This is a genomic window from Nonomuraea sp. NPDC005692 (genome assembly GCF_040631115.1).
Taxonomy (GTDB): domain Bacteria; phylum Actinomycetota; class Actinomycetes; order Streptosporangiales; family Streptosporangiaceae; genus Nonomuraea.
The window spans coordinates 305,432-321,484 of record NZ_JBEXYU010000004.1 but is presented as its reverse complement, the minus strand read 5'-3'; the positions used below and the strand labels follow the sequence as shown (position 1 = coordinate 321,484).

General features: G+C 72.5%; 13 protein-coding genes. 5 read left to right on the top strand and 8 right to left on the bottom strand.

Annotation, left to right across the window (positions count from 1 at the left end):
* Window positions 1-29: 29 nt before the first annotated feature.
* On the bottom strand, window positions 30-1,055 hold the full coding sequence (locus tag ABZ459_RS12105) for a LacI family DNA-binding transcriptional regulator (RefSeq protein ID WP_352328468.1): 1,026 nt from the start codon (window positions 1,053-1,055) through the stop codon (window positions 30-32).
* Entirely contained in the window at window positions 1,052-2,521 is a 1,470-nt protein-coding gene (locus ABZ459_RS12100; protein ID WP_357969234.1) for a glycoside hydrolase family 13 protein, read from the bottom strand. Before ABZ459_RS12100 ends, ABZ459_RS12105 begins: the two co-directional genes overlap by 4 nt.
* A gap of 230 nt (window positions 2,522-2,751) precedes the next feature.
* On the opposite strand from ABZ459_RS12100, the gene ABZ459_RS12095 reads away from it, so the two are divergent.
* Window positions 2,752-4,035, top strand: a complete 1,284-nt coding sequence (locus tag ABZ459_RS12095) for an ATP-binding cassette domain-containing protein (RefSeq protein ID WP_357969231.1) — start codon at window positions 2,752-2,754, stop codon at window positions 4,033-4,035.
* A 236-nt stretch (window positions 4,036-4,271) separates the two neighbouring features.
* A complete protein-coding gene (locus ABZ459_RS12090; RefSeq protein ID WP_357969229.1) occupies window positions 4,272-4,895 on the top strand; it encodes an NAD(P)H-dependent oxidoreductase in 624 nt (207 codons plus the stop codon).
* Here the strand turns inward: ABZ459_RS12090 and ABZ459_RS12085 are convergent.
* From ABZ459_RS12085 to ABZ459_RS12075, 3 genes are all read right to left on the bottom strand, one after another.
* Window positions 4,892-6,073, bottom strand: a complete 1,182-nt coding sequence (locus tag ABZ459_RS12085; protein WP_357969226.1) for a hypothetical protein — start codon at window positions 6,071-6,073, stop codon at window positions 4,892-4,894. The two genes, ABZ459_RS12090 and ABZ459_RS12085, sit on opposite strands and share 4 nt — an antisense overlap.
* 187 nt (window positions 6,074-6,260) lie before the next feature.
* Window positions 6,261-7,529 carry an acyltransferase gene (locus ABZ459_RS12080; RefSeq protein ID WP_357969224.1) on the bottom strand — a complete coding sequence of 423 codons (1,269 nt, stop codon included), beginning with the start codon at window positions 7,527-7,529 and terminating at the stop codon, window positions 6,261-6,263.
* 24 nt (window positions 7,530-7,553) lie between these two features.
* Window positions 7,554-8,633, bottom strand: a complete 1,080-nt coding sequence (locus tag ABZ459_RS12075) for a cation diffusion facilitator family transporter (RefSeq protein ID WP_357969221.1) — start codon at window positions 8,631-8,633, stop codon at window positions 7,554-7,556.
* A 51-nt stretch (window positions 8,634-8,684) separates the two neighbouring features.
* On the opposite strand from ABZ459_RS12075, the gene ABZ459_RS12070 reads away from it, so the two are divergent.
* Complete coding sequence (locus tag ABZ459_RS12070) at window positions 8,685-9,041, top strand: metalloregulator ArsR/SmtB family transcription factor (protein WP_357969218.1); 357 nt, start codon at window positions 8,685-8,687, stop codon at window positions 9,039-9,041.
* On the opposite strand, the gene ABZ459_RS12065 is transcribed toward ABZ459_RS12070, so the two are convergent.
* The 3 genes from ABZ459_RS12065 to ABZ459_RS12055 form a co-directional block, all read right to left on the bottom strand.
* Window positions 9,042-10,205 (bottom strand): acyl-CoA dehydrogenase family protein, encoded by a 1,164-nt coding sequence (locus tag ABZ459_RS12065; protein ID WP_357969215.1) that lies wholly within the window; start codon window positions 10,203-10,205, stop codon window positions 9,042-9,044.
* A 42-nt stretch (window positions 10,206-10,247) separates the two neighbouring features.
* A complete protein-coding gene (locus tag ABZ459_RS12060) occupies window positions 10,248-10,883 on the bottom strand; it encodes an ACT domain-containing protein (protein ID WP_357969212.1) in 636 nt (211 codons plus the stop codon).
* Between the two features lie 208 nt (window positions 10,884-11,091).
* The gene (locus tag ABZ459_RS12055; RefSeq protein WP_357969210.1) at window positions 11,092-14,208 is read right to left on the bottom strand and encodes a cytochrome P450; all 3,117 of its coding nucleotides are present in this window, start codon (window positions 14,206-14,208) and stop codon (window positions 11,092-11,094) included.
* Between the two features lie 54 nt (window positions 14,209-14,262).
* Between ABZ459_RS12055 and ABZ459_RS12050 the strand changes: the two genes are divergently transcribed.
* Together ABZ459_RS12050 and ABZ459_RS12045 are read left to right on the top strand one after the other, a co-directional pair.
* Window positions 14,263-14,820: a WHG domain-containing protein gene (locus ABZ459_RS12050; protein WP_357969207.1), complete on the top strand. Its 558-nt coding sequence runs from the start codon at window positions 14,263-14,265 to the stop codon at window positions 14,818-14,820.
* Window positions 14,821-14,890: 70 nt separating this feature from the next.
* Window positions 14,891-16,051, top strand: a complete 1,161-nt coding sequence (locus tag ABZ459_RS12045; RefSeq protein ID WP_357969205.1) for a thiolase family protein — start codon at window positions 14,891-14,893, stop codon at window positions 16,049-16,051.
* The last annotated feature ends 2 nt before the right edge of the window (window positions 16,052-16,053 follow it).

Here is a 16,053-nt window from a genome sequence, read left to right as displayed (position 1 = left end):
GGCCGACCTTTCACAGAGAGCGTCCGGGATCAGCGGTTGACCAGCGGCCCGGAACCGGTGGAGCCGCGCACGACCAGCTCCGGCTGGAAGATCAGCTCGACGTGCTTGGCCGGCGCGCCGCTGACCTCCTCCAGCAGCGTCTGCACGGCGGCCGAGGCCATCGCCCCGATCGGCTTGCGCACGGTGGTGAGCGGCGGGTCGGTGAACGCGATCAGCGGCGAGTCGTCGAACCCGACCACCGACACGTCGCCCGGCACCGCCAGCCCCTTCTGCCGGCAGGCGCGGATCGCCCCGAGCGCCATCAGGTCGCTCGCGCACACGATCCCGGTGCAGCCGCGGGCCAGGAGCTGCGCGGCGGCGGCCTGTCCGCCCTCGACCGAGAACAACGAGTGGGAGATCAGGTCGTCGACGTCGGTGGCGCCGAGCAGATGGGCCATCGCCTGCTTGTAGCCCTCGATCTTCCTGATCACCGGGACGAACCGGCGCGGCCCGAGCGCGAGCCCGACGCGTTCGTGGCCGAGGTCGACCAGGTGCTGGACGGCCAGCCGCGCCGCGAGGCGGTCGTCGGGCGAGATGAAGGGCGCGTCGATGTGCTCGCTGTAGCCGTCGACCAGCACGATCGGCAGGCCGCGGTCGATCAGGCGGGTGTAGCGGTCCATCCGGGCGGTGGTGTCGGCGTGCAGGCCGGAGACGAAGACGATGCCGCTGACACCGCGGTCGACCAGCAGCTCGGTGAACTCGTCCTCAGGGGCGCCGCCGGGCAGCTGGGTGCACAGCACGGGCGTGTAGCCGTGCTGGGTCAGCGCCTTCTCGATGGCCTGCGCGAACGCCGGGAAGATCGGGTTGTCCAGCTCGGGCGTCACGAGCCCGATGAGCCCGTTGCTGCGCTGCCTGAGCCGGGGCGGCCGCTCGTAGCCCATGAGGTCGAGGGCCGTCATCACCGCCTGCCGGGTGCCTGCCGAGACGCCGGGCTTGCCGTTGAGCACCCGGCTGACCGTGGCCTCACTCACCCCGGCCTGGGCGGCGATGTCGGCTAGGCGAGCGTGACCGTTCATGGAACACACTTTACTTTCCACCAGGCGGCCGAATCGGCTGCTCCGGGGACATCGGAGGCGAGCAGCAGCTCTCCCCCGACGCCGAAGTCGACGGGGGCGCCGGTCAGGTTGACGGTGCACAGCACGTCGCCGCGGGAGAAGACCAGCGTGCCCTCGGGCGAGTCGTGCCAGACCAGGTCGCCGTCCAGGGAGCGGCGCAGGCGCAGCGCGGCGCGGTAGAGCTCCAGGGTGGAGCCCGTGACGCCGTCCTGGGCCTGGACGCTGAGCCGCGACCAGTCGGCCGGGATCGGCAGCCACGGGTCGCGCCAGCCGAGCTCGCGGGTCCACGGCAGCGGCACGCGGCAGCCGTCCCGCCCGCTGTCGGGGTCGCGCAGCCGCTGCGGGTCCTGGCACATCTCCGCCGGCAGGTCGAGCACCTCGGGAAGGCCCAGCTCGTCGCCCTGGTAGACGTAGGCCGAGCCGGGCAGCGCGAGGGTCAGCAGCGCGGCGGCGCGGGCTCTGGCCAGGCTGCCGTAGCGGGTGACGTGCCGCTTGACGTCGTGGTTCGACAACACCCAGGTGGTGGGCGCGCCCACGGAGCCGGCCGTGGCGAGCGAGGAGTCGATCACCGCGCGCAGCTCGGCGGCGTCCCACGGGGTGAACAGGTAGTGGAAGTTGAAGGCCTGGTGGAGCTCGTTGGACCGGACGTACATGGCCAGGCGTTCGGCGGTGGGCGCCCACGCCTCGGCCACGCCGATGCGCTCGCCGGGGTAGGAGTCGAGCACCCGCCGCCAGGCCCGGTGGATCTCGTGCACGCCGTCGTTGTCGAAGTACGGCACCGGCTCGCGGCCGATCATCCTGGTCTGGTTCGCGTGGCCGATGTCGGGCAGGCCGGCCGGTTTGACCATGCCGTGCGCCACGTCCACGCGGAAGCCGTCCACGCCCAGGTCGAGCCAGAAGCGCAGGATCGACTCGAACTCGCCGCGCACCTCCTCGTCGTCCCAGTTGAGGTCGGGCTGGGCGGGGTCGAACAGGTGCAGGTACCACTGGCCGTCCTCGACCTGGGTCCAGGCCGGGCCGCCGAAGATCGACTCCCAGTCGTTGGGCCGGTCGCGGAAGATGTAACGATCGCGTCGCTCGCCGCGCAGCGCGGCCTGGAACCAGGCGTGCGCCGACGAGGTGTGGTTCGGCACGACGTCCACGATGACGCGCAGGCCGTGGCCGTGGGCCTCGTCGATGAGCGCCTTGGCGTCGGCCAGGGAGCCGAACAGCGGGTCGACGTCCCGGTAGTCGGCCACGTCGTAGCCGAAGTCGGCCATCGGCGAGGTGTAGAAGGGGGTCAGCCAGATGGCGTCCACCCCCAGCTCGACCAGGTACGGCAGGCGATCGCGCGCGCCGATCAAGTCACCGACGCCGTCGCCGTTGCCGTCGGCGAAACTGCGCACGTAGACCTGGTAGATCACGGCGTCACGCCACCACATGCTCATGGATCTCCCCCCGGGTTTCCGCACCATGAAAGCCCTTGCCGCAAGTTTACGCAAGCCCTTCCATGCACCTCGTATCCGGATTTATGGGTATACGGCCGCCTAAAATCCCTGGCCGAAACCCCTGCGGATGAGATTCTTTATGTCAAGGGTGGACATCCAGCGTTAAGGCGCGATGTACTACCTCTTCAATCAGCCTCGTCACAGGTGACACGCGCGCAAGGTGTGGGCCCATGAGCTCGGTCGTTCTCGACAAAGTGACCAAGGTGTATCCGGGCGACTACCTGGCAGTCGACCGGCTGAGCCTGCAGGCCGAGGATGGCGAGTTCCTCGTCCTCCTCGGTCCTTCCGGTTGCGGCAAGTCCACGCTGTTGCGGATGATCGCCGGCCTGGAGGAGATCACGGAAGGCGATCTCTGGCTGGACGGCCAGCTCGCCAACCACCTGCCGCCGCGCGACCGCGACGTGGCCATGGTGTTCCAGAACGGCGCGCTCTACCCCCACCGGACGGTGCGCGGGAACATCGCCTTCCCCCTGGAGATCGCCAAGTCGGACCCAGCGATGGTGCGCGACCGCGTCACCGAGCTGTCGAAGGCGCTGCACATCGACGAGACGCTCGACCGCCGCCCCGGCACCCTGTCGGGCGGCCAGCGGCAGCGCGTGGCGATGGGCCGGGCGATCGTCCGGCAGCCGAAGTTGTTCCTCATGGACGAGCCGCTGTCGAACCTCGACGCGGGCATGCGCACCGAACTTCGGATGGAGATCTCCGCGCTGGTCAGGTCGCTCGGGGTCACCACGATCTACGTCACGCACGACCAGGTCGAGGCGCTCACGCTGGCCGACCGGATCGCGATCCTGAATCGCGGTGTCCTGCAGGACGTCGGCACTCCGGCCCAGATTTACAACGATCCAGCGACGGCGTTCGTGGCGGCCTTCCTCAACTCTCAGCAGTTGAACCTGTTGGCGGCCGGTGTCAGAACGCCGCAGAACCAGTATGTCATGCTCGACTTCGGCCCGCACCGGCTCACGATGCCCTGGAGCGATCCCAGGGCGTACGCGATCTCTCAGCACACGGGCGGCCAGGTGCTGGTCGGCATGCGTCCCGACGGGCTGGCGCCGGTGCCGGAGTCGTACGACGGGCCGTCCTTCTACGGGCGGGTGCGAGCGCTGGAGTACCACGGGCACGAGTGGCTGGCGTACCTGGAGTGCGGCATGCCGGCCGTGCCGGTGCCCGAGCCGCCGGACCCGCGCGCCCGGCTCAACGGCGAGCGCAACGGCGGGGGCGGGCTGACCGGGATGGTGCGGCGGCTCTTCTCGCAGCGCCCGCAGGAGCACGAGGAGCAGGAGCAGGTCGGCCAGAACGTGGGCAGCGGCTTCCACCGCCGCTCCGACCTGATCGTCCGGCTGGGGAACCGGCCGATGTGGCGGGCGGGGGACGCGGCGAAGGTCGCGGTGGACCTGTCCCGCCTCATGATCTTCACCCTGGACGGCGCCCGCATCGACCCGCCGCGCCGCTGACCCCTGGCGCACGCCACCGGGCCCGCCCGCGCGCCTCGAGAGCACAGCGGGATCGCCACCGCCGTCACCGGCGCCGAACGCACCGACCGAACGCCCCGCCGGACTCGCGCCGCACCCCCCGTGCAGTGCGGGCCCGGCCTTCGCCATGCCCTGGCACAGCCGAGCCTTGACCAACCGGACCCCGGTCCGTATTGTTGGCGACACTAAACGGACCACAGTCCAGAAAGGCGTCCGCCATGTCCAGGTTGCTGCACATCTCCGCCTCACCCCGCGGCACGGAATCGATCTCCGCCGCCATCGCCGAGACGTTCGTCCAGGAGTACCTCGCCACCCACCCCGCCCACACCGTGGACCGGTTCGACCTCTGGGACGGCACCCTGCCCGAGTTCGGCCCCGCCGCCGCCCGCGCCAAGATGACGGTCTTCGGCGGCGGCACCCCCGCGGGCGAGGAGGCCGAGGCGTGGGCCGCGGCGGTCAGGACGTTCGAGCGGTTCGACGCCTACGACCGCTACCTGTTCAGCGTGCCGATGTGGAACGCGGGCGTGCCGTACAAGCTCAAGCAGTTCATCGACGTGGTCAGCCAGCCCGCGATGATCTTCGACGTCCACCCGGAGACGGGGTACCGCGCGCTGCTGACCGGCAAGCGGGCGGCCGTCGTGTACACCAGCGCGGTGTGGGGGCCGCAGCTCGGCCCGGAGTTCGGCACCGACTTCCAGTCGACGTTCTTCGGCGACTGGCTGCGCTGGACAGGCATCGCCGACGTGCAGGAGATCCGCCACCACCCCACGCTCACCGGCTCCTACGACGCCGAGCGCAAGCAGGCCGACGAGCAGGCCCGCCGCGTCGCCAGAACCTTCTAGACCGTCGCCGGGCTCCAGCGCGGGCCGGCCGGGGTGTCCTCCACGGTCACGCCGCCGCGCGCCATCGCCGCCCGTAACGCGTCCGCGACCTCGTACCGCCCGGCCCCCCGCAGTTGCGCGCGCAGGTCGAGCAGGGGTTCGACCAGGGGGCGCAGGCCGGCGGTCGCGGCGGACTCGCCCAGCCGGGCGATCAGCAGCCGCATCAGCTCCCGGGCCTGCTCGACCCCGCCGGAGTCCTCCTCGGTGTCGGCCGCCCACGTGACGATCTCCGCCTCCAGGTCGAGCACGAGCCGCGCCGCCGCCACCAGGTCCGGCTTGCCGACCGCGTCCTTGAACAGCTGCTCGCAGGAGCGGATCGTCTCCTCCAGCGTGACGGCGGGTCCCCCGGCGGAGGAGGCGGCGGGCAGCGGCGGCGCGAACGTCCCGGAGGTGGCGCCCGCCGCCAGGTCGCGGACGGCGGCCAGGCTCGTCCGGGTCCCGGCCGGCAGCACGGTCACCGCCCCCGGACGCCGCACGGTCAGGCCGCCGCGCCCGGCCACCTCCACCGCCTCCGACTCCAGGTCGATGATCAGCGCCGTGTGCTCGTCCAGCCCCAGGACGGCGGTCTGCGACGGCAGCTCCCGCTCCATCCGCGACAGCCGCCGCTCGCCCAGGTAGCAGTAGCGGGTGTCGTGGGTGCCGCCCTCGGCGTTGTCGAAGTGCGGGATCAGCACGGCCCGCAGGCCCAGCGGCTCCAGCAGGCCGATCCCCTCGCGCCAGTGGGGCTCGGCGCCCACCTTGTAGATCTCGTAGACGGGCACGGTGGCCAGGCCCGCGGTGCAGGCGGCGGCCGAGGCGAGCACGGTCACCCCTTGTCGGGAGCGCACCCGGGCACGCAGATCGCCGGCCACGCCGGAGGCGGCCCACCGGTCGAGCGCGTACGTGGGGCTGCCCGGCCCGGAGAACACCCAGTCCGCGCCCGTGACCCCGGTGGCCACCTCGACCTCCAGGCCCACGCTGCGGGCGAAGTAGCGGCGGGCGCGGGCGGAGATGTCGGCGGCGTTCTCCTGGAAGGCGTAGGGCGTGTCGAGCAGCACGGCACGGGCCCCCGCGCGCAGGCCGCGGGCCACCGCCCGGTGGACCTCGACCATGGTCGGGCTCGTCTCCCCCGACCCCATGAGCACCAGCGAACCCGGCATGACCTCGGCCCCTCTCCCACCCGCCGGCGACCGCGGGGGCCCCGGCACGCGCCCTGACCAGCCCCGGGCCCGGCGAGAGCCCCGAGGAGGCCGCACGACGGCCCGGCGGGGTCCGCGCCGATGACCCGCACACCATCCTGCCCGCCACGAGCCGGCGGCACGAGCCCGGCGACCGGATCGTGCCGGCCTACGCGGTGTGCCCCGAGCCGTCGCCCTGGCCGCCCGCGGCCGAGGCGCCCGTGACGGGGACCGCGCGCGGCGCGGCGCCGGCGCGTGCGGCGGCGGCCCGCCGGGCGACGCGCCGGCCCAGCGCCTGCATGGGGCGTTCGACGTAGCGGTAGGAGAGCGCGCTGACGGCCAGGATCAGCGCCAGGGCCAGCCCGGCCATCGCGAGCTGGTACGGCAGCGGCGCCCGCCGCAGGTCGCCGGTGACCTCCACGAAGTACTTCAGCAGCGGATGGTGCACCAGGTAGAGCGAGTAGCTGATCAGCCCGAGCCAGGTGAGCACGGCGGGCAGCCGCCGCCCGCGCAGCGCCATCGCGCCCGCGAAGGTGGCCGCCGCCAGCGCGATCGTGGTCAGCCACACGTCGGCCTCGACCCACCACCAGCCGCTCTCGATCGCCCACACCGGAGCCACGGCGACCAGCGCCGCCGTCACCGCGACCGGCCACAGGCCGCCGCGCCCGCGCTCCCAGCGGTGGATCGCCGTGCCGGCGAACATGACCGCGACCACGGCCGCGCCCAGCCACGGCACCCGGCTGCTCAGCAGCAGCAGCGCCAGCGCCATCAGCCCGAGCACGCACGCCGCGGTCCTGCGGAACCAGCCGCCGACCACACAGGCGAGCCCGGCGGCGAACACCACGCACGACACGTACGCCGGCCACCCGCCCCGCAGCACCGCCCCCGACACCACCAGCCCCACCGCGACGGACGCCCCCGCGAACGCCACGGACACCAGCCCGCTGCGCTCGTGCGCCCTGATCAGGAACAGCGCCGTGACCAGCAGGTAGAACACCATCTCGTACGACAGCGTCCACATCGTGTCGGCCACGCCGCCCACGCTCACGACGTCGAGCAGCATGGTCGCGTGGGCCGCCACCGCGCTCCCGTCGCGCGGCACGCCCTCGCGCACCGGCACCCACCAGGACGCGGCCAGCACCAGCGCGATCACGGCCAGGTAGAGCGGGTAGAGGCGGAAGGCCCGGCTGGTCCAGAAGGCCCGCACGTCGCCGTGGCGTTCCAGCGAGGTCGGGATGATGTACCCGCTGACCAGAAAGAACACCAGGATGCCGTAGACGCCGAGGCTGAACCAGTAGGGCCGCAGCGCGGGCAGGAACCACGGCAGCAGGTGCTCGGCGACCACCGCGAGCGCGCCGATGCCGCGCAGGGCGTCGAGCCAGGCGAGCCTGGACGGCGCGCCGGGCGTGGTCGGGTGGGGGGTTGCGGCGGTCGGCACCCGCCCCAACTTACCCGCAGCGGGCTAGGTGATGCGGTGGGTCGCCAGGGACGCGTGGTGGTCGGCTCCGTCGGGGCCGCAGGGGTCGGTGTGGACGGTGGCGGCGCGCAGGCGCGGCAGGTCGTGGATCAGGCGGTGCTCGGCCTCGACCGCCACGGTGTGGGCGTCCACGACCGACATGGCGTGGTCGACCAGGATCTCGACCTCGGCGTACAAAGCGTGGCCGAGCCAGCGCAGGCGCACCGAGCCGACCCGCTCGACGCCGGGGACGCCGGCCAGGATGCGTTCGGCCTCGTCCAGCAGGGCGGGGTCGACGGCGTCCATGAGGCGGTGGTAGATCTCGCGGGCGGCGTCGCGCAGGACGAAGCAGATGGCGACCGTGATCAGCAGGCCCACGACCGGGTCGGCGATCGGGAACCCGAGCGCCGCGCCGCCCGCGCCGAGGAGCACGGCCAGGGAGGTGAAGCCGTCGGTCCTGGCGTGCAGGCCGTCGGCCACGAGCGCGGCCGAGCCGATCTGGCGGCCCACGGTGATGCGGTAGCGCGCCACCCACTCGTTGCCGACGAACCCGGCCAGCGCGGCGGCGGCGACCCAGCCGAGCGCCCGGACGTCCTGGGGCTCGACCAGTCGCCGGACGGCCTCGTACCCGGCGAGCGCGGCCGAGGCGGCGATGAGCACGACGATGACGATGCCCGCGAGGTCCTCGGCCCTGCCGTAGCCGTAGGTGAAGCGGCGGGTGGCGGCGCGGCGGCCGAGCGAGAACGCGATGGCCAGCGGCACGGCGGTCAGCGCGTCGGCCAGGTTGTGCAGGGTGTCGCCGAGCAGCGCGACCGACCCCGACGCCACGACGATCACGGCCTGGATCACGGCGGTGAGCATGAGGACCGCGAAGGAGACGGCCAGCACGCGCATGCCCCGGCTGCTGGACTCCAGGGCGCTGTCGGTCCTGGCGGCGCTGTCGTGGCTGTGCGGCGTTAACACGTGCGCCGCCCTGGCGGCCAGCGCCCTGAACCCCCGCCGCTCCCCCGGCCCGTGACCGTGGCCGTGCCAGTGACCGTGGCCGTGCCCGTGCCCGTGACCGTGGTGGGTATCGGAGTCAGACATGAGCACCCCTTCGCTTGCGCATCTCGTCCGCTCCGACCAGGATATGTAGTCATGTACGCACGCGACAACGTCTCAGGTGCGGACCATTCGCAGGAGCAACCCACTCCCGCCCAGGTCAACGCCGCCGTGGACGCCTTCCGCATGCTCAGCGACGCCACCCGGCTCCGGCTGATGTGGGAACTGTCCGCCGGCGAGCTGGACGTGAACTCCCTGGCCGAGGCGGTCGGCGCGGCACGCCCGTCGGTGTCGCAGCACCTGGCCAAGCTCCGGCTGGCCGGTCTGGTGGACACCCGCAGGGACGGCCGCCGGGTGCTCTACCGGGCCCGCGACGGGCACGTGCGGGCGCTCATCGCCGAGGCGCTGTCCCATGCCGACCACGAGGTCTCGGGGCTGCCCCGGCACGACTAGCTACCAGCCCACCCGGCCCTTGCCGGAGACGAGGGCCCGGGCGATCACCAGCCGCTGCACGTCGTTGGTGCCCTCGCCGATCGCCATCAGCGGCGCGTCCCGGTAGAGCCGTTCGACCACGAACTCCTGGGAGTAGCCGTAGCCGCCGTGGATGCGCATCGCCTCCAGCGAGGCCTTCAGCGCCACCTCGGAGGCGAAGTACTTGGCCATGCCCGCCTCCATGTCCACCCGCTTGCCCCCGTCGGCCTGGGCGGCGGCCCAGTACGTGAGCAGCCGGGCGGCCTGGATCTCGGTGGCCAGGTCGGCGAGCTTGAGCTGGATGGCCTGGAAGTCGGCGATGGGCTGCCCGAACGCGGTGCGCTCGCGCGCGTACTCCAGGGCGGCGTCGTAGGCCGCCTGCGCGACGCCGACCGCGCGGGCGGCGATGTTGACCCGGCCGATCTCCAGCCCGCCCAGTACCTGCTGCATGCCGTGTCCCTCGACGCCCCCGAGCAGCGCCGAGACCGGCACGCGCACCTCGTCGAGCACGACCTCGCAGGTCTCGGTGCCCTTGTAGCCGAGCTTGGGCAGGTCGCGGCTGACGCCGAAGCCGGGCGAGGCCGGATCGACGAGCAGCACGGACATGCCCTTGTGGGCCGGCTCGGTGACCGAGGTCTTGACCAGGACGGGCAGCGGGTCGGCGTGCCGGGCGTTGGTGATCCACGTCTTGGTGCCGGTCACCACGTAGTGGTCGCCGTCGCGGACCGCGCGCGTCTGGATGCCCTGCAGGTCGGTGCCGGCGCCCGGCTCGGTGAGCGCGATGGCGGTACGCCGGACGCCGGCCGCCAGGTCGGCGAGGTGGAGACGTTTCTGCTCGTCGGTGCCGTGTTTGGCGATCATCCAGCAGGCCAGCGAGTGGGAGCCGATCGTGCCGGCCACGCCCATCCAGCCGCGCGCGATCTCCTCGAAGACCAGCGCGAAGGAGACCATGTCGGCGCCGAGACCGCCGTACTCCTCGGGGACGGTCAGCCCGAACAGCCCCATCTGCTTCATCTTCTCGACGATCTCGGTGGGGTAGCGGCCCGAGTGCTCCCACTCGGTGGCCACGGGCAGGATCTCCTTCTCCACGAAGGCACGCAGGGTCTCGCGGAAGGCCTTCTGCTCGTCGGTCAGCTCGAAATCCATGGCCTCAGGTCCTCTGCGCGGGAGGGACGGTCGAGGCTCACGTTATTCGTCTGATGTTTGGGCGGTCAATCGTCCGGGCGCGCGGGCGGCCAGCTTGGCGACGACGTCCACGATGCGGACCGCGCGTTCCAGCTCGGCCCGGTGGAAGACCGGCCCGCCGGCACGGGCGACGACGACGTGCATGCCCTGCGGGACGAGGGGCAGCAACATCAGCCGCAGGTCCGCCGAGTCCAGGGTGATCGCGCGCGGTGGCGGGTCGGGCAGGTTCAGCACCTCCGGGGCGGCCATCGAGGCATGCCGCACGGCTCCGTCCTCGACCGCGACCGACCACTCGGCGCCGCACAGGGCGGGCAGGGCGTCCACCAGCGTGGCCAGCCCGCGGGCGGGTTCCGTCGCCACGTGCATGAGCAGGTCGTAGTCGGGGGCGGAGCCGGGCACGTCGCGGGTGGGCCAGACGCCCTCGACGCGTACGCCCGGCGTCGCCGACAGCCGCTCGCAGACCTCCGTCGCGCTGATCGGCCCCGGCCAGGACACGATGAAGTCGTCCACGGCCCGGCCGGTCTCCCGTTCCAGCACGGTGACCTGCAGGATGTCGGCGCCGAGCGCCCCCAGCGCCTTCGCGACCTGGCCAAGGCCGCCCGGCCGGTCCGGCAGGGACACCCTCAGTCGCAGCAGCATTGGCCGCCCCCTTTCCCAGAGGCTCTCACCGTGCCGTGGACAGGTTTCGTGCATGTTCCACGGATATGTCGCGCATGCTGCGCTTATATCCCAGGATCCGGCGCTAAGTCCGGATTGTCGAACTTGGATGGCGGTTTGAGCAGGTGTTTTCCCAAAAACGACCAAGGATCGTTCAAGGATCAGGCAGACCGATCCCCGCACGTGGGGATCAGGCGAACACGTCCTGCTGGTAGCGGCCGTCCGCCTCCAGGGCGGCCAGCCAGGCCGCGCCGTCCCCGCCGGTGTGCCGCCGGTGGACGTCCAGCAGCGCCTGGCGCACCGCCGGGGCCATGCGCAGGCCGTCGCCGCAGACGTACACGTACGCGCCCTGCTCCAGCAGCTCCCACACCTCCTCGGCGTGATCGGCCACGGCGTCCTGGACGTACCGGTACGGATGCCCGGCCACGGCCGAGAACGCGGTGTGCAGGTTCACCTCCTCGCGGGCGGCCCAGACGGTCACCTCGTCCCGGTACAGCCAGTCGTGGTCGGGGTGGCGGCAGCCGGTGAAGACCTCGGCCCGGCCGCCCGCCCCGCTCAGCGCCCGCTCCTCCAGGAAGCCGCGCAGCGGCGCGAACCCCGTGCCGGGGCCGACCAGGATCACCGGTGTGGCCGGATCGGCGGGCAGCCGGAACGGCGGCGCGGGCACGCGTACGTACCCGTAGAACACCTCACCGGGCCGCAGCCCGGCCAGGTACGCCGAGCACATGCCCTGGTAGGTGCCGCTGCCGGACCAGGCGGGCCCCTCGACCAGCCCGACGGTGAGCCGCACCAGGCCCGGGTCGGCCAGCGGCGAGGAGGAGACCGAGTAGTAGCGCGGCCGGATCGGCCCGGCCATCTCCAGGAACACCGGCAGCGGCAGCTCCACGGCCGGGAAGCGCTCCAGCAGGGCCAGCGGCGAGACCCGCTTGGCCAGGATCTCGTCGGCGTAGTTCGCGGTCAGCTCGGCGAGCTGGCCGCGCGTCCAGGGGCAGCCGGTGTGCGCGGCCAGGGCCTCCAGGTCGGCCCTGGTGGCCACCTCCTGCAGCTCGGCGAACTCGGTCAGCAGCAGGCCGGCCGTCACCGGCGTGTCCACGGGCAGGTGGGTGGCGCCGGCGGCGCGCAGCCGCACCACCTGCTCGCGCGGCACGCGCAGGCAGCGCAGGGCCCACTCGACCAGCTCGGGGTCGTTCTTGGCGAAGACGGCGACGTGGTCGCCCGCGGTGTAGGTGACGCCCTCGGGCAGGCGGGCCACGATCGAGCGCACGCCGGGCCTCGGGGCCTCGGCCGAGAAGTCCCACAGCCCGGCGGGGTCGCCGGTCAGCTCCTCGTTGGACACGACGGTCATCGGCACGGCCCGGTCGGAGACGACGGCCGGCCTGATCTCGCTCTCGCCGAGCACCTCCATCTCGTAGCGCGGCCCGGCCGCGCCCGCCGGGGCGCTGTACTCCTCGGCCAGCGCCGCCCACAGCCGGGCCGTCCACGCCGAGACGTCGCCGTCGAAGTCGCCGTCGGCGTCGGCCTCGCCGCGCTCGACGAGCGGCACGGCCCCGGCGGCGGTCAGCTTCTCGCCGGCCCGGCGCGGGAAGGCCTGGTACGTCGGCCACTGGGAGTTGCCGCAGCCGAGCACCGCCAGGCGCACGCCCGACAGGTCGGGCAGCTCCTCCAGGGCGTCGAAGCGCTGGGCGTTGTCGGGCGCCTTGCCGTTGTAGGAGGAGGCGACCACGACGAGCAGGCCCTGCGACGGCGGCGCCAGGTCGTCCAGGCTGGTCAGGGTGGTGGCGAAGCCGGACCGGCCGGCCCGCTCGGCCAGCCGCTCGGCGATGTCGGCGGCGGTGCCCAGGTTGGAGCCGTAGGCGACGGTGAGCGGCACGCCGGTGACCGCGAGGTCGTGCCGCTCACCCTCCCCTGCGGCCCGGACGTCGGCGGCGGGCGCGGTGCGCTCGTGGGCGCGGCGCTCGCGCACCCGCAGGGTGAACCCGTCGGGCTTGATGGTCAGCGTCTGCTTGATCTTCATCCGGTAGGCGCCGGGGTCGGAGACGGCGAAGCGGCGCAGGATCATGGCCAGGGCGAGCCGGGCCTCGGTCAGCGCGAACTGGCGGCCGATGCAGGCCCGCTCGCCGTTGCCGAACGGCTTGTACGCCGCCGGGTGGTGGGCCTTCTTGTTCTCCGGCAGCCAGCGGTCGATGTCGAACTCCTCCGGCCGCTCCCACGCCTTGGGATGGCGGTGCAGCGACGGCAGCAGCACGGCGATGCTCTGGTCGGCCTCGATCTCGTACCCGCCGATGGTGGTGGCCTCGACGGCGCTGACGGCGAAGGCGGGGATCGGCGACCAGACCCGCAGCGTCTCCTCCAGGATCCGGGGGATGACGTCGAGCTTCATGATCGTCTCGTAGCTGGGCGGCTCGTCGCCGGGCAGCAGGCGGTCGACCTCGTCGTAGGCCCTGGCCAGGGTGTGCGGGTCGCGCAGCAGGTTGTACAGGGCGAAGGAGAGCAGGCCGCTGGTGGTCTCGTGCCCGGCGATGAGGAAGGTGAGCACCTGGTTGCGGATGTTCTCGTCGGACAGGCGGCCGCCGGTCTTCGGGTCGGCGGCCGCCAGCATGAGGCCGAGCAGGTCCTTGGCGTCGCCGGCGCCCTCGGCGCGGCGCTGCTTGATCACGTCGTCCACCAGGGCGCGCATGGTCTCGATGTCGCGGCGGTAGGCGTCCTCGTGGCCGCGCTTCAGCTTGGTGACGAACGGGAGCTGCTGGTTGCGCAGCATCGCCTCGGTCAGCGCGCCGCCCATGGCCTGCAGGAACGGGTGCAGCTCGGGAGAGGCGAAGGAGTCGAACCGGAAGCCGAAGCCGGTCAGCGAGATCGTGTCCAGCGTGAGCCGGGTCATGTCGTCGGCCACGGGCAGGTCCTGCCCCTGGCGGCCGGCCCACGAGGCGACGAGCTGCTCGGCGACCTCCAGCATCTGCGGGTAGTACGCCTTCATCGAGCGCTGGCTGAAGGCGGGCAGCAGGATGCGGTGGGCCTGCCCCCACACCGGCTCGTGCGGCTCGGCGGTGAACAGGCCGTCGCCGCCGAAGTCGCGCACGATCGACAGCGGCGGCTTGATGCGCTTGACGAACCTGCTCTCGTCGCACACCTCCGCGACCAGGTCGGGGTCGTGGACGAGCACGATCGTGCGGCCGGCGACCTCCAGCCGGAAGATGCCCTCCTCGTACCGCTCGGCGACCTTGACGAAGTGCTCCACCGGCGAGTGGGCCGGGATCTGCAGCGTGTTGCCCAGGATCGGCAGGCCCTGCGGGGCGGGGATACGCCTCATGAGTGCTCCCTTCGGGTAGCCATACACCGTATGGCTGACGCTACCATACGCTGTATGGCAGTGAGCGCACGCAGGGGAGCCCCCCTGAGCCTTGACGAGATCTGTTCCACGGCGCTTCGCCTGATCGACGAGGCCGGCGTCGAGGGGTTGTCGATGCGGAAACTGGCCGCCGAGCTGGACGTCAACCCCATGTCGGTCTACCACCACGTCGCGAGCAAGGAGGCGCTGCTGGCCCGCATCTGCGAGACGGTCAGCTCCCGGCTGCCGCTGCCGCCCGACGACGGCACCCCGTGGCAGGACCAGCTCCGGGCCCTGGCCCTGGCCTACCACCGGCACGCCCGGCAACATCCGGCCATGTGGACCTACCTGCACAACCACCCCGAGTTCAGCGAGGACCGGCGGCTGCCGCTGTGGCAGGCGCTCTACCGCATCCTGCGCGCCTCCGGCGTGCCCGAGGAGGAGCTGCGACGGACGAGCGAGGTGCTGCACGCGTTCGTCTCGGGGTTCGTCTTCGCCGAGACGCGGGGACACCTGAGCGGCGAGCCGGAGGAGGTCGAGCGCAGCTTCGACGTCGCCCTGCACATGATCGTCAACGGCCTGGCCGCCCGGTGACGCCTGCGTTGGAAAGTCCAACCCGCTCGCGTTAGAGTGAGTTGGAAATTCCAACGGACAGGAGGCCGCGATGCGCGACGCCGTCATCGTGCAAGCCGTACGCACCCCGATCGGCAAGGGCAAACCCGGCGGCGGGCTGCACGGGACGCACCCCGTCGACCTGCTCGCCCACGCCCTGCGCGCCCTGATCGAGCGCAGCGGCGTGGACCCGTCGCTGGTCGACGACGTGATCGGCGGCTGCGTCGACCAGGTGGGCGAGCAGGCCATGAACACCACCCGCTACGCCTGGCTGGCCGCCGGCCTCCCCGACTCGGTGCCCGCGGTCACGGTCGACCGGCAGTGCGGCTCGTCCCAGCAGGCCGTGCACTTCGCCGCGCAGGGCGTCATGTCCGGCGCGTACGACCTGGTCGTGGCCTGCGGCGTGGAGTCGATGAGCCGGGTGCCCATGTGGTCGAACGTGCCGCCGGGCGCCGACCCGTTCGGGCCCTCGGTGGCCGCGCGTTTCCCCGAGGGGCTGGTCCCGCAGGGCATCAGCGCCGAGCTCATCGCCGCCAAGTGGTCGCTGAGCCGCGAGCAGATGGACGTCTTCGCCGCCGCCTCCCACGCCAAGGCCGCCGCCGCCGACTTCGGCGCCGAGCTAGCCCCGGTCGCCGGCCTGGACCGCGACGAGTCGATCAGGCCCGCCACCACGCCCGAGATCCTGGCCGGGCTGCGGCCCGCCTACGCCGACCCCGGCTACGCCGAGCGTTTCCCGCAGATCAGCTGGTCGGTCACCGCGGGCAACGCCAGCCCGATCAACGACGGCGCGGCGGCCGTCCTGATCACCAGCTCCGAGACCGCCGCGCGGCTCGGCCTGCGCCCGCTGGCCCGGCTGCACAGCTTCGCCGTCACCGGCTCCGACCCGCTGCTCATGCTCACCGGCGTGATCCCGGCCACGGAGAAGGTGCTGCGCCGCGCCGGGCTCGCACTGTCCGACATCGACTTGTTCGAGGTCAACGAAGCCTTCGCGAGCGTCGTGCTGTCCTGGCTGCAGGAGACGGGGGCCGACCCGGCGAAGGTCAACGTCAACGGCGGCGCCATCGCCCTCGGCCATCCGCTCGGCGCCAGCGGCGCCCGCATCACCACCACGCTCGTGCACGCCATGCGCTCGCGCGGCGCCCGCTACGCCCTGCAGACCATGTGCGAGGCGGGCGGCCTGGCCAACGCGCTCGTTCTGGAAAGCGCGAGCTAGGG

Coding starts and splice junctions, on each gene's coding strand:
- ABZ459_RS12045 (WP_357969205.1), top strand. CDS start 14,891: ATGCGCGACGCCGTCATCGTGCAAGCCGTACGCACCCCGATCGGCAAG.
- ABZ459_RS12055 (WP_357969210.1), bottom strand. CDS start 14,208: ATGAGGCGTATCCCCGCCCCGCAGGGCCTGCCGATCCTGGGCAACACG.
- ABZ459_RS12085 (WP_357969226.1), bottom strand. CDS start 6,073: ATGCCGGGTTCGCTGGTGCTCATGGGGTCGGGGGAGACGAGCCCGACC.
- ABZ459_RS12050 (WP_357969207.1), top strand. CDS start 14,263: ATGGCAGTGAGCGCACGCAGGGGAGCCCCCCTGAGCCTTGACGAGATC.
- ABZ459_RS12105 (WP_352328468.1), bottom strand. CDS start 1,055: ATGAACGGTCACGCTCGCCTAGCCGACATCGCCGCCCAGGCCGGGGTG.
- ABZ459_RS12070 (WP_357969218.1), top strand. CDS start 8,685: ATGTACGCACGCGACAACGTCTCAGGTGCGGACCATTCGCAGGAGCAA.
- ABZ459_RS12075 (WP_357969221.1), bottom strand. CDS start 8,633: ATGTCTGACTCCGATACCCACCACGGTCACGGGCACGGGCACGGCCAC.
- ABZ459_RS12100 (WP_357969234.1), bottom strand. CDS start 2,521: ATGAGCATGTGGTGGCGTGACGCCGTGATCTACCAGGTCTACGTGCGC.
- ABZ459_RS12060 (WP_357969212.1), bottom strand. CDS start 10,883: ATGCTGCTGCGACTGAGGGTGTCCCTGCCGGACCGGCCGGGCGGCCTT.
- ABZ459_RS12090 (WP_357969229.1), top strand. CDS start 4,272: ATGTCCAGGTTGCTGCACATCTCCGCCTCACCCCGCGGCACGGAATCG.
- ABZ459_RS12095 (WP_357969231.1), top strand. CDS start 2,752: ATGAGCTCGGTCGTTCTCGACAAAGTGACCAAGGTGTATCCGGGCGAC.
- ABZ459_RS12065 (WP_357969215.1), bottom strand. CDS start 10,205: ATGGATTTCGAGCTGACCGACGAGCAGAAGGCCTTCCGCGAGACCCTG.